The organism is Microbacterium sp. ZXT2-5 (assembly GCF_055329545.1).
The window spans coordinates 1-11,997 of the sequence record NZ_JBUZWD010000001.1 but is presented as its reverse complement, the minus strand read 5'-3'; the positions used below and the strand labels follow the sequence as shown (position 1 = coordinate 11,997).

The following is an 11,997-nucleotide window of genomic DNA, read 5'->3' as shown; positions in this document are numbered from 1 at the left end:
GCCGATTTGGCACGAGCTCGCGGCAGCGGCTATCGTCGCCCCATGCCTTCGGCCGCCCAGGGACTCTCGACGCCGCTTACGAGCGTCGTCCCTGCGCGCCGACGCCGTCTGGGCGAGCGCCGACTCTAGGCGACCCCGCACGCCGTCCCGTCATGGACCGTCGCGAGCGGGCGTCGCCGTCTCCCGGCCCCGCACCCAGACTCTAAGGTGGAATCCATGACATATTCGGTCGCCGTCTCCGGCGCATCCGGCTATGCGGGCGGCGAGATCCTGCGGATCCTCGCCGCGCATCCCGACGTCGAGATCCGCACCGTGACCGCGCACTCCAACGCGGGACAGCCGCTCATCCAGCATCAGCCGCACCTCCGCTCCCTCGCGCACCTGACCCTTCAGGACACGACGCCCGAGACCCTCGCCGGGCACGACATCGTCTTCCTCGCACTGCCTCACGGCCAGTCGGGTCAGTACACCGACGCCCTCGGCGACACCGCGCTGGTCATCGACGCCGGTGCCGACCACCGTCTGGAGGCGGTCGCGGACTGGGACGCCTTCTACGGCGGCGACTTCCACGAGCCGTGGGTGTACGGCGTGCCGGAGCTGCCCGTCGCCGGCACCAAGCAGCGCGAGCGTCTGGTGGGGGCGACCCGCATCGCCGCGCCCGGGTGCAACGCCTCGACCGTGTCACTGTCGCTCGCCCCGGGCGTGGCCGCCGGTGTGATCGATCCGTCCGACATCGTGACGGTGCTCGCGGTCGGGCCGTCGGGCGCGGGCAAGAGCCTCAAGACCAATCTCCTCGCGGGCGAGATCCTCGGCACCGCCAACCCGTACGCCGTGGGCGGCACCCACCGCCACATCCCCGAGATCCGCCAGGCGCTCGCCGCCGCGCGCACGTCGGCGCACACGGCGACGGCGGCGGATGCCGCGGACCAGGGCATCCGCATCTCGTTCACGCCGGTGCTGGTGCCGATGGCGCGGGGCATCCTCGCGACGTCGACCGCCCCGATCGCCGCGGGGGCGACCGACGACGAGATCCGCGCCGCCTGGGAGGCGGCGTACGGCGACGAGACCTTCGTGCAGCTGCTGCCGGCGGGGGAGTTCCCCCGCACGGCCGACGTGCTGGGCGCGAACACGGCGCTCATCGGCCTGGCCATCGACCGGGCCGCGAACCGCGTCGTCGTCGTCACGGCGGTCGACAACCTCGTCAAGGGCACGGCCGGAGCCGCCGTGCAGTCCATGAACATCGCACTGGGCCTCTCCGAGGGCACCGCGCTGACCGTGAACGGAGTCGCCCCGTGAGCGTCACCGCCCCCCGGGGATTCGAGGCGGCGGGCGTCGCCGTCGGCCTCAAGTCGACCGGCCGGCCGGACGTGGCCGTCGTGGTCAACCGCGGCCCGCTCAAAGTGGGGGCGGCGGTCTTCACGAGCAACCGCGCCAAGGCGAACCCGATCCTGTGGTCGGAGGAGGTCATCCGCGACGGGGTCGTCGAGGCGATCGTCCTCAACTCCGGCGGTGCGAACTGCTTCACCGGCCCGTTCGGCTTCCAGACCACCCACCAGACGGCCGAGAAGGCCGCGGCACTGCTCGGCGTGAGCGCCGGCGACGTCCTCGTGTGCTCGACGGGGCTCATCGGCACCGGTGACGAGGCGTTCCGCGCGAAGGTCCTCGCCGGCACCGCGCAGGGCATCGCCGAGCTGTCCGCCGACGGCGGGGAAGCGGCATCCCTGGCCATCATGACCACCGACTCCAAGCCCAAGCGGGCCGTCGCGACGGGCGACGGCTGGACGATCGGAGGCATGGCCAAGGGCGCCGGGATGCTGGCGCCGGGCCTTGCCACGATGCTCGTGGTGATCACGACCGACGCGGTGCTCGACGCGGCGCAGGCCGACGAGGCGCTGCGCGCGGCGACGAGCCGCACCTTCGACCGGCTCGATTCCGACGGCTGCATGTCGACCAACGACCAGGTGACGCTCATGGTCAGCGGCGCCTCGGGCGTCACACCCGACGGGGAGGCGTTCGCGGCCGCCCTCGCCGGCGTGTGCCAGGACCTGGCGCGGCAGCTGCAGGGCGACGCGGAGGGCGCCAGCCACGACATCACGATCGACGTGATCAACGCCGCGTCCGAAACGGACGCCGTCGAGGTCGGGCGCTCGGTCGCCCGCAACAACCTCTTCAAGGCCGCGATCTTCGGCAACGACCCGAACTGGGGCCGCGTGCTCGCCGCCATCGGCACCACGACGGCCGCCTTCGACCCGTACGACGTCGACGTCTGGATGAACGGCGTGCGCGTGTGCTCGCAGGGCGGGCCCGACGCGCCGCGCGAGGCCGTCGATCTCACCCCGCGTGCCACCGACCTCGTCATCGACCTCAAGGTCGGCGCGGCATCGGCGACGATTCTCACCAACGACCTCACCCACGACTACGTCCACGAGAACAGCGCATACTCCTCATGACCGATCTGCAAGACACCGATCCGTCCGAGGCCAGCGCCCGGGCGGTCACCCTCATCGAGTCCCTGCCGTGGCTCAAGCGCTTCCGCGACCAGATCGTCGTGGTCAAGTACGGCGGCAACGCGATGGTGAGCGAGGAGCTGCAGGATGCCTTCGCCGCCGACATCGCCTATCTCCGGTACGTCGGCGTCAAGCCCGTCGTCGTCCACGGCGGCGGCCCGCAGATCTCGTCGATGCTCGACCGCCTCGCCATTCCGAGCGAGTTCAAGGGCGGCTACCGCGTCACCTCGACCGAGGCGATCTCGGTGGTGCGCATGGTGCTGACCGGGCAGATCAACCCGCAGCTCGTGTCGAAGATCAACGCCCACGGGCCGGTCGCGACCGGCCTCAGCGGTGAGGACGCCGGCCTGTTCGGCGGTCGCCGCCGTGGCGTGGTGATCGAGGGCGTCGAGCACGACCTCGGCCGCGTCGGCGACGTCGTGCAGGTCGACCCGCAGCCGGTGCTCGACCAGATCGACGCCGGCCGCATCCCGGTCGTGTCGAGCATCGCCCCCGACCTCGACCACCCGGGACACTCGCTGAACGTCAACGCGGATGCCGCGGCATCCGCTCTCGCCGTCGCGCTGGGGGCGGCGAAGCTCGTGGTGCTCACCGACGTCGCCGGGCTCTACGCCGACTGGCCGAACCGCGACTCGCTCGTGTCGCACCTGAACTCGACGGAGCTGCGTGCGATGCTGCCGAAGCTCGAGTCGGGCATGATCCCGAAGATGACGGCGTGCCTGGAGGCCGTCGAGGGCGGCGTCGAGACCGCCGCGATCATCGACGGGCGGGTGCCGCACTCGGTGCTCGTGGAGATCTTCACCAGCAAGGGAATCGGAACAGAGGTGGTGCTCGGATGACGTGGCAGGATGACGCGGGGCGCGACCTCGTGAAGAGCTTCGGGGCCCGCATGCAGATGTTCGTGCGCGGTGAGGGCTCCTATCTGTGGGACGCCGACGGCAAGCGCTACCTGGATTTCCTGGCGGGGATCGCGGTGGACTCGCTGGGCCACGCCCACCCGGTGTTCGTGGATGCCATCGCGACGCAGGCGGCCACGCTCGCGCACGTGTCCAACTACTTCGCGACGCCGCCGCAGCTCGCGCTCGCCGCGACGCTCAAGCGCCTCGCCGGCACCGGCGACGCCGGCCGCGTCTACTTCGGCAACTCCGGCGCCGAGGCGAACGAGGCGGCCTTCAAGCTCGCCCGCCTGCACGGCGGCACCGAGCGGCCCCGCATCCTCGCGCTGAACGACGCCTTCCACGGCCGCACCATGGGCACCCTCGCCCTCACCGGCAAGCCGTACATGCAGGAGCCGTTCCTCCCGATGACGCCCGGCGTCGAGTTCATCGACTCGACCGCGGAGGCGCTCGAGGCCGCGATCGACGACCGGGTCGCCGCGCTCTTCGTCGAGCCCGTCAAGGGCGAGGCGGGCGTGCTGCCGCTGCCCGAGGGATACCTCGCGGCCGCGCGGGAGATCACCGCGCGCCACGGGGCCCTGCTGATCGTGGACGAGATCCAGACCGGCGCGGGACGGACGGGGGAGTGGTTCGCCTTCCAGCACGAGGACGTCATCCCCGACGCGATCACGGTCGCCAAGGGCATCGGCGGCGGCTTCCCGATCGGCGCGCTCATCACGTTCGGTGAGGCGAGCGAGCTCTTCTACCCCGGAACGCACGGCTCGACGTTCGGCGGCAACGCCCTCGGGACGGCCGTCGCCGGCGCGGTCCTCGGCGAGATCGAGCGGGCGGAGCTCGTGCGCAACGCCGCCGAGCGCGGCGCGCAGCTGCGCGAGGCGATCGAGGGCATCGACTCGGAGCTGATCGACGGATGCCGCGGCCTCGGCCTCCTCATCGGGGTGGGCCTGCGGCATCCCGTCGCCAAGGCGCTCGTCGCGGCCGCGCAGGAGCACGGTCTCGTCATCAACGCCCCCAACGACGAGACGATCCGCCTCGTGCCCGCCCTCACGATCGGCGACGTCGAGATCGACGAGTTCGTCGAGCTCTTCACGGCGTCGCTGCGCACGGTCGAGGACGCCCTGGTGCTCGAAGGCTCGACGCACGCCACGAGCACGGAGGTGCCCACATGACCCGCCACCTGCTGCGCGACGACGATCTGACGCAGTCCGAGCAGAACGAGATCCTCGAGCTCGCGGTCGCGCTGAAGAAGGACCGCTGGAAGCTCAAGCCGCTCGAGGGTCCGCAGACGGTCGCGGTCATCTTCGACAAGTCCTCCACGCGCACCCGCGTGTCGTTCGCCGTCGGCATCGCCGACCTCGGCGGCTCGCCGCTGATCATCTCGACGGCCAACAGCCAGCTCGGCGGCAAGGAGACCCCCTCCGACACGGCGCGGGTGCTGGAGCGCCAGGTCGCCGCGATCGTCTGGCGCACCTACGCGCAGGCGGGGCTCGAGGAGATGGCCCGCGGCACGCGTGTGCCGGTGGTCAACGCCCTCAGCGACGACTTCCACCCCTGCCAGCTGCTCGCCGACCTGCTGACGATCAAGGAGCACAAGGGCGACCTCGAGGGGCTCACGCTCGCGTTCTTCGGCGACGGCATGTCGAACATGGCGCACTCGTACGTGCTCGCCGGCGTCACGGCGGGCATGCACGTCAGGGTCGCCTCACCCGAGGCGTACGCGCCGCGCGACGACGTCATCGCCGATGCCGACCGCCGTGCCGCCGAGACCGGCGGCTCGGTCACCCTCTACACCGATCCGAACGAGGCGGCCGCGGGCGCCGACGTCGTGGTCACCGACACGTGGGTGTCGATGGGCAAGGAGGAGGAGAAGCTCGCGCGCCTGCGCGACCTCGGCGCGTACAAGGTGACGCAGGATCTGATGTCGCTGGCGCAGGACGATGCGATCTTCATCCACTGCCTGCCCGCCGACCGCGGCTACGAGGTCGACGCCGAGGTGATCGACGGCCCCCAGAGCGTCGTGTGGGACGAAGCCGAGAATCGGCTGCACGCGCAGAAGGCCCTGCTGGTCTGGCTCCTGCGGCAGGACTGAGCCCGCCGGCGCGATGGGACCCCGATCGGTGAGCGCCCCCAGCTGGGTCGCCTCGCGGTGGGCGCGCCTCAATCGCGCACCCCGCATCACCGGGGTGGACCTCGCCCGGGGACTCGCCGTGCTCGGGATGCTCGCCGCCCATCTCCTGTCGATCACGGAGGAGTTCGACCTCTCGGACTCCGGCACGTGGGTGGCCGTGGTGGAAGGCCGATCCTCCATCCTGTTCGCGACGCTCGCGGGCGTGTCGATCGGCCTGATGACCGGGGGACGGATGCCGCTTCCCGCCGCCGCCATGACCACGGCGAGATACCGCATCGCCGTGCGCGCGTGCCTGCTCTGGGTGATCGGCGCGCTGCTGCTCGCGACGACCGTCCCGGTCTTCGTCATCCTGCCCGCCTACGCGGTGCTCTTCCTCCTCGCGCTCCCGCTCACCGGCCTCGGGGCGCGCCCGCTGCTCGCGCTGGCCGCGGTGCTCGCGGTGACGATGCCGCTCGTGCAGGTGATCCTCGATGCGCTGCCGGTGTGGGACACCGCCCTCGGCGCCGAGGCGTCCGTCGCCCTGGGCTGGCACTATCCGTTCACGACGTGGATCGTCTTCGTCGTCGCGGGGCTCGGCGTGGCGCGCGCCGGTGTCACGCGACTGCGGGTGCAGGGTCTGCTGGTGGCCGTGGGCATGGTGCTCGCGGCGCTCGGCTACGGGCTGGATGCCACGACCGGGTCGTCGTCGGCGGAGGAGGCGACGTCGTACCTCGGCGCGCTGTGGACGGCGCGGCCGCACTCCACCGGTCTGCTCGAGGTGATCGGGTCGGGCGGCTTCGCGCTGTTCACGCTCGGAGTCTGCCTCCTCGCATGCCGGACGGTGCTGGTGTGGGTCGTCCTGCCGCTGCGCGCGGTCGGGGCGATGCCGCTCACCGCCTACACGCTGCAGCTCGCGGTGTGGGCGGTCGTCGCCGCGCTGACGCTGGATCGCGTGAGCGATCTCGCCGGGTTCCGCGCGCTGGAGCCGTTCTGGCCGCTGACGCTCGGCACGGTGCTCTTCTGCACGGCGTGGGCGCTGCTGGTCGGGCGCGGCCCGCTCGAGACGCTGCTCGACCGCGGCTCGCGCTTCGTCGTGCCGGGCCGCCGCTCCCGCTGACTCCGGGCCGCGGCGGGCTCGAGCGCCCGGCCGCCGTCGGTAGGCTGGGACGGTGAGTGAATCGAAGGCCGACGGCACCAACGAAGGCGCACTGTGGGGAGCACGCTTCGCGACGGGGCCGTCCCCCGAACTGGCCGAGCTCAGCCGGTCCACGCACTTCGACTGGGATCTCGCGCTCTATGACATCGCCGGCTCCCACGCGCACGCGAAGGCGCTCGCCGCAGCGGGCTACCTCACCGCCGACGAGGAGCAGGCCATGCACGACGGCCTCGACACGCTGGCGCAGGGCATCACGGAGGGGACGCTTCGGCCGTCGGCATCCGATGAAGACGTGCACGGTGCACTCGAACAGGCGCTGATCGGCGTCGTGGGCGCCGAGCTCGGCGGCAAGCTGCGCGCCGGACGCAGCCGCAACGACCAGATCGCGACCCTCGTGCGCATGTACCTGCTCGACCACTCGCGCACGATCGCGCGGGAGATCCTGCGGCTGGTGGACGCCCTCGTCGCCCAGGCCGAAGCCAACGCCGAGGCGATCATGCCCGGGCGCACGCACCTTCAGCACGCGCAGCCCGTGCTGCTCGCGCACCACCTGCAGGCCCACGCCTGGCCGCTCGTGCGCGATCTCGAGCGATTGCGCGACTGGTCGGTCCGCGCCTCGGTCTCGCCCTACGGCGGCGGGGCGCTGGCCGGATCGACGCTGGGTCTGGATCCGCAGCTGGTCGCGCGCGAGCTCGGCCTCGCCCGGCCCTCCGAGAACTCGCTCGACGGGACGGCGGCGCGCGACGTCGTGGCGGAGTTCGCGTTCATCGCGGCGATGGTCGGCATCGACGTGTCGCGCTTCGCCGAGGAGATCATCCTCTGGAACACCCGCGAGTTCGGCTTCGTGACCCTCGACGACGGGTACTCGACCGGGTCGAGCATCATGCCGCAGAAGAAGAACCCCGACATCGCCGAGCTCGCGCGCGGCAAGGCCGGTCGTCTGATCGGCAACCTCACCGGCCTGTTGGCGACGCTGAAGGCGCTGCCGCTGGCGTACAACCGCGACCTGCAGGAAGACAAGGAGCCGGTGTTCGACTCGGTGCGCACCCTCGAGACCGTGCTTCCGGCGTTCGCCGGCATGGTCGCGACGATGCGCTTCCACACCGACCGCATGGCGTCGCTCGCCCCGCAGGGCTTCTCGCTGGCGACCGACGTCGCCGAGTGGCTCGTCAAGCGCGGGGTCCCGTTCCGTGACGCGCACGAGATCTCGGGCCACCTCGTGCGGGTCTGCGAAGAGAACGGGCTCGAGCTGCACGAGGTGTCGGACGAGCAGCTGGCCGCGGTCTCTCCTCACCTCGCCCCCGACGTGCGCGACGTGCTCAGCATCGAGGGCTCGGTGGCGAGCCGCACGGGCGTCGGCGGGACCGCTCCGGTGCGCGTCGAGGAGCAGCGCGCCGAGCTGATCCAGCGGGTGCAGGCGGCAGCGCACGCGCTAGGACTGTAGCGCTCGAGACACCCGCCGCGATCACCAGATCGCGAGCCGCACGAGTGCGCCGACGACGCACGCCCACACCAGGCTCGCGAGGGTGCCGATGATGAACCGTTCGCGGGCCTCGGCGCTGGCGAGCTCGGTGAACCGGCCGATGCCCTTGAGGGCCACCACGACGGCGATCGCCTCGGGGAACCCCGCGATGATGCCGAGCACCACTGCGACGCGTTCGAGGTACCCGATGGTGGTTCCCCCTCGCATCACCTCGCGGACGGCGCCCTCGCCGGCGACCGCTCCCGGCAGGGACGGGGCACGCAGGAGGATGCCGCCGTTGTCGCCTTCTTCCACGCGGCCGTGGCTGGCGACGTCGAGGATGCGCCGCGTGATGGGGTTGCCGCCCAGGACCGCCAGGGTGGTTCCGAGCAGTGCGATGCCCAAGCCGAGGAGCAGCGGCACGTTGACGGGCGACACCGTCACCGCGAGCAGGCACAGCACGACGAGGACGCCTGCGACGATGAGCGGGACGTCCGTCGGCTTGCGAAGACTGACGACCACCAGCACGAGTGCTGCGCACAGCACGACGAACAGGAAGATCGAGAGCGCGGCGGTCAGCACGACGTCGGGGAGGACCATGGCGTCAGTCTGGCATGGGGCTCGGACGGCGCCCGGGTGCGGCATCCCGTGTGCCGTGAGGCCGGTCGGCGTCGTCGTGCTCAGCTGCGTTCGGGCGGCGAGACGGCGCGCGTCTCCTCATCCAGGCGTGCGAGCGCGCGCTCCAGTGCGGGCACGGCGGCCTCCTCGACACGCAGGGCCGCTGCCTTGGCGCGCAGGCTGATCGCGCCCTCCGAGACGCCCAGGCGTGCGGCGGCGTCGCGCTGGGTGAGCCCGTCGGCGAGCAGGTCGTAGACCTCCCAGCCCTCCGGTGTGCGCCGGTCGCGCAGCTCGATGAGAAGGGCGACGAGCGCCTCGGCGTCCGCTCCGCCCACGGGTGCGGTGACGGCCATCCGGGTGGATGACTTCTTGGCGCGATCGACAGCGTCCCTCGCGTTGATGAAGGCCTGCCCGCGTGCGGCGCGGACGCTCTGCGGAAGCGGCGATTCGACGGTGCCCACCCCGAGCCCGACGCTCCATTCGCCTGTCCTCGTCAGTTCGAGCACGATCGACAGCGCCACCGACGCGTCGGCGACCGCGACCTGGAGCTCGTCACCGGCGGTGCGCTCGGGAGGCAGCGCAAGCCCACCGGCGCCGTGGCGCGCGACGACGGCGAGAGCGGACGGAACAGCGTCGGCGTTCGCGCGGCTCGCGCGCTGATCGGCGGTGAGGACGTACATCGGGTTTTCCTTCAGTCCTGGAGATCAAGTCCCCTTTAGTTTAGCCCCCAGGCTGAATCAAACATAGTCAGTAGGCTAAAGCAGACAGTACTTAAGCTTTGCAACTATAGCGACGACGATGAGGCGATCGCCGCGGGGTCGTCTCGACCCCGGTACCAGTCCAGCTTCTCGAGCCGGGCCGAGGCATCGGCCCTCGGCGACGCACGGGGCCAGGCATCGGTCGCTGATAGCCTGAAACGCGTGTCTGAAACCGTCGTGAGCGCGACCGCGCCCGCCAACGACCCGGCGTTCGAGAACGTCTGGGACGAGATCGTGTGGCGTGGGCTCGTGCATGTGTCCACCGATCAGGAGGCGCTGCGCGCCCTTCTCGGCGGGGACCCGATCACGTACTACTGCGGCTTCGACCCGACCGCGCCGAGCCTGCACCTCGGCAACCTCGTGCAGCTGCTCACGATGCGCCGCCTCCAGCTCGCCGGCCACCGGCCGCTCGGCCTCGTGGGCGGGTCCACCGGGCTCATCGGCGACCCGCGCCCTTCCGCCGAGCGCACGCTCAACACCAAGGAGACCGTCGGCGAGTGGGTCGGCTACCTGCGGGAGCAGGTCGAGCGCTTCCTGAGCTTCGAGGGCGACAACGCCGCGCGCATCGTCAACAACCTCGATTGGACCGCGCCGATGAGCGCGATCGACTTCCTGCGCGAGATCGGCAAGCACTACCGCGTGGGCACGATGCTGAAGAAGGACGCCGTCGCGGCGCGCCTCAGCTCCGATGCGGGCATCAGCTACACAGAGTTCAGCTACCAGATCCTCCAGGGCATGGACTACCTCGAGCTGTACCGCCAGTACGGCTGCGTCCTGCAGACCGGCGGCAGCGACCAGTGGGGCAACCTCACCAGCGGCACGGACCTCATCCACCGGGTGGAGGGCGTGCACGTCCACGCGATCGGCACCCCGCTCATCACCAACAGCGACGGCACGAAGTTCGGCAAGAGCGAGGGCAATGCGATCTGGCTCGACGCCGCGATGTGCAGCCCGTACCGGATGTACCAGTTCTGGCTCAACACCGACGACGCCGACGTGATCCAGCGCCTGAAGATCTTCACGTTCCTCACGCGGGCGCAGATCGAGGAGTACGAGCGTCTCGTCGCCGACGAGCCGTTCCGTCGCGCCGCGCAGAAGCGCCTCGCCCTCGAGGTGACGACCTTCGTGCACGGGACGGATGCCACGGCCGCCGTCGTCGCGGCCTCGGAAGCGCTCTTCGGGCAGGGCGACCTCGCGGCGCTCGACGCGACGACGCTGCGGCACGCCCTCGAGGAGCTCCCGAACGCCTCCGTCGCGGCGGGGACGAACGTGGTGCAGGCGCTCGTCGACACCGGGCTGGTCTCGAGCCTCTCGGAGGGCCGCCGCGCGATCGCACAGGGCGGGGTGTCCCTCGACGGCGCGAAGGTCGAGGACGACGCGGCCGTCGTGTCGGGCGGTCTGCCCGGCGGGGTGTCGGTGCTGCGACGCGGCAAGAAGACGCTGGCGGGTGTGTTCGTCGGCTGAGACGACGATCGTGAGCGGGTTCGCCGCGACGACGGAGGGGTGACGGATGCCGTTCACGCCGAGTCATGCCGTCGTCGCGCTGCCCTTCGTGCGCACACCGCTCGTGCCCGCCGCGATCGCGATCGGCGCGATGACGCCGGACCTGCCTCTGTTCGTGCGGGCGCTGCCGCTGGACTACGGTGTCACGCACTCGCTCGGCTGGCTCCCGGCGACGATCCTGATGGGCCTGCTGCTCCTGCTGGTGTGGCGCTGCGTGCTGCGCCCTGCCGCACGGGAGCTCGCGCCACGGTGGCTCGCGGCCCGGCTGCCGGAGTCGTGGGACGCGGGAGCAGGCGCCGCCCTGCGCGAGACCTTGGCGATCGCTCCGGGTGAGGCCGGTGCGAGGTCCACGCGGATGCTGCTCCTCGCGGTCTCGCTCGCGATCGGCGTCGTCAGCCACATCGTGTGGGACCTCTTCACGCACGAGGGCCGGTGGGGCACCACCTCGGTCCCTGCTCTGGCGGAGGACTGGGGTCCGCTTCCGGGTTACAAGTGGCTGCAGCACGGCTCCAGTGCGATCGGGCTCGCCATCCTCGGCGTCTGGATGATCCTGTGGCTTGCCCGGCGGGAACCGGGCGGCACGCCTTCGCAGGTGCTGCCGCGATGGGTGCGATGGGGATGGTGGATGTCGTTGCCGGTGGTCCTCGCTGTCGCGTGGGTGTGGGGGCTTTCCGTTCATGGCGGCCTCGACGCCGAGTTCACGGCGGCCCACCTGGCCTACCGCGTGCTTCCGCCCGCGTGCGCGGTGTGGGGCGCCGCCACCGTCATGCTCTGCGGCGCCGTCCAGGTGCGCCGGCGACTCGCCTCCGCACCGAGACGCTCGGCCGTCCGGTGACGAGCCGCGAGAACCGCGTGATTCTGCGGAAGAACCGGCACGACACGCCCGGGATGCGGGGTGGATTCGACGTGATCGGGGATCGCACGTAAAGTATTCCTTGTTCGCCCCAAAGGGTAGAGCGGAAGGCCGGAAGGCCTGGCTCCCCTCAAGCA

At 71.3% G+C, this 11,997-nt stretch carries 11 protein-coding genes; 9 read left to right on the top strand and 2 right to left on the bottom strand.

Annotated elements, in window-relative coordinates:
• Window positions 1-216: 216 nt before the first annotated feature.
• From argC to argH, 7 genes are read left to right on the top strand one after another with little or no spacing between them, the layout of a single operon-like run.
• The gene (gene argC / locus ACZBH1_RS00055) at window positions 217-1,296 is read left to right on the top strand and encodes an N-acetyl-gamma-glutamyl-phosphate reductase (protein ID WP_336399001.1); all 1,080 of its coding nucleotides are present in this window, start codon (window positions 217-219) and stop codon (window positions 1,294-1,296) included.
• Window positions 1,293-2,450 (top strand): bifunctional glutamate N-acetyltransferase/amino-acid acetyltransferase ArgJ, encoded by a 1,158-nt coding sequence (argJ, locus tag ACZBH1_RS00050; protein ID WP_463645144.1) that lies wholly within the window; start codon window positions 1,293-1,295, stop codon window positions 2,448-2,450. Before argC ends, argJ begins: the two co-directional genes overlap by 4 nt.
• Entirely contained in the window at window positions 2,447-3,346 is a 900-nt protein-coding gene (argB, locus tag ACZBH1_RS00045; protein ID WP_336398999.1) for an acetylglutamate kinase, read from the top strand. Before argJ ends, argB begins: the two co-directional genes overlap by 4 nt.
• Window positions 3,343-4,572: an acetylornithine transaminase gene (locus ACZBH1_RS00040; RefSeq protein ID WP_463645143.1), complete on the top strand. Its 1,230-nt coding sequence runs from the start codon at window positions 3,343-3,345 to the stop codon at window positions 4,570-4,572. The genes argB and ACZBH1_RS00040 overlap by 4 nt, the downstream gene beginning before the upstream one ends.
• Window positions 4,569-5,492, top strand: a complete 924-nt coding sequence (argF, locus tag ACZBH1_RS00035) for an ornithine carbamoyltransferase (RefSeq protein WP_463645142.1) — start codon at window positions 4,569-4,571, stop codon at window positions 5,490-5,492. Before ACZBH1_RS00040 ends, argF begins: the two co-directional genes overlap by 4 nt.
• 28 nt (window positions 5,493-5,520) lie before the next feature.
• Window positions 5,521-6,627 (top strand): heparan-alpha-glucosaminide N-acetyltransferase domain-containing protein, encoded by a 1,107-nt coding sequence (locus ACZBH1_RS00030; protein WP_463645141.1) that lies wholly within the window; start codon window positions 5,521-5,523, stop codon window positions 6,625-6,627.
• A gap of 52 nt (window positions 6,628-6,679) precedes the next feature.
• A complete protein-coding gene (gene argH / locus ACZBH1_RS00025) occupies window positions 6,680-8,110 on the top strand; it encodes an argininosuccinate lyase (RefSeq protein ID WP_463645140.1) in 1,431 nt (476 codons plus the stop codon).
• Between the two features lie 21 nt (window positions 8,111-8,131).
• On the opposite strand, the gene ACZBH1_RS00020 is transcribed toward argH, so the two are convergent.
• Window positions 8,132-8,728, bottom strand: a complete 597-nt coding sequence (locus ACZBH1_RS00020; RefSeq protein ID WP_452324968.1) for a hypothetical protein — start codon at window positions 8,726-8,728, stop codon at window positions 8,132-8,134.
• Between the two features lie 80 nt (window positions 8,729-8,808).
• On the bottom strand, window positions 8,809-9,426 hold the full coding sequence (locus ACZBH1_RS00015) for a DNA-binding protein (RefSeq protein ID WP_378884907.1): 618 nt from the start codon (window positions 9,424-9,426) through the stop codon (window positions 8,809-8,811).
• Between the two features lie 240 nt (window positions 9,427-9,666).
• Between ACZBH1_RS00015 and tyrS the strand changes: the two genes are divergently transcribed.
• Complete coding sequence (tyrS, locus tag ACZBH1_RS00010) at window positions 9,667-10,968, top strand: tyrosine--tRNA ligase (RefSeq protein WP_336398992.1); 1,302 nt, start codon at window positions 9,667-9,669, stop codon at window positions 10,966-10,968.
• A 46-nt stretch (window positions 10,969-11,014) separates the two neighbouring features.
• A complete protein-coding gene (locus tag ACZBH1_RS00005) occupies window positions 11,015-11,842 on the top strand; it encodes a DUF4184 family protein (protein WP_463645139.1) in 828 nt (275 codons plus the stop codon).
• Window positions 11,843-11,997 lie beyond the last annotated feature (155 nt).

Excerpts from the sequence above, each read along its gene's own strand:
- ACZBH1_RS00015 (WP_378884907.1), bottom strand. The coding sequence starts at position 9,426 with ATGTACGTCCTCACCGCCGATCAGCGCGCGAGCCGCGCGAACGCCGAC.
- argB (WP_336398999.1), top strand. The coding sequence starts at position 2,447 with ATGACCGATCTGCAAGACACCGATCCGTCCGAGGCCAGCGCCCGGGCG.
- ACZBH1_RS00020 (WP_452324968.1), bottom strand. The coding sequence starts at position 8,728 with ATGGTCCTCCCCGACGTCGTGCTGACCGCCGCGCTCTCGATCTTCCTG.
- ACZBH1_RS00005 (WP_463645139.1), top strand. The coding sequence starts at position 11,015 with ATGCCGTTCACGCCGAGTCATGCCGTCGTCGCGCTGCCCTTCGTGCGC.
- ACZBH1_RS00040 (WP_463645143.1), top strand. The coding sequence starts at position 3,343 with ATGACGTGGCAGGATGACGCGGGGCGCGACCTCGTGAAGAGCTTCGGG.
- argC (WP_336399001.1), top strand. The coding sequence starts at position 217 with ATGACATATTCGGTCGCCGTCTCCGGCGCATCCGGCTATGCGGGCGGC.
- argF (WP_463645142.1), top strand. The coding sequence starts at position 4,569 with ATGACCCGCCACCTGCTGCGCGACGACGATCTGACGCAGTCCGAGCAG.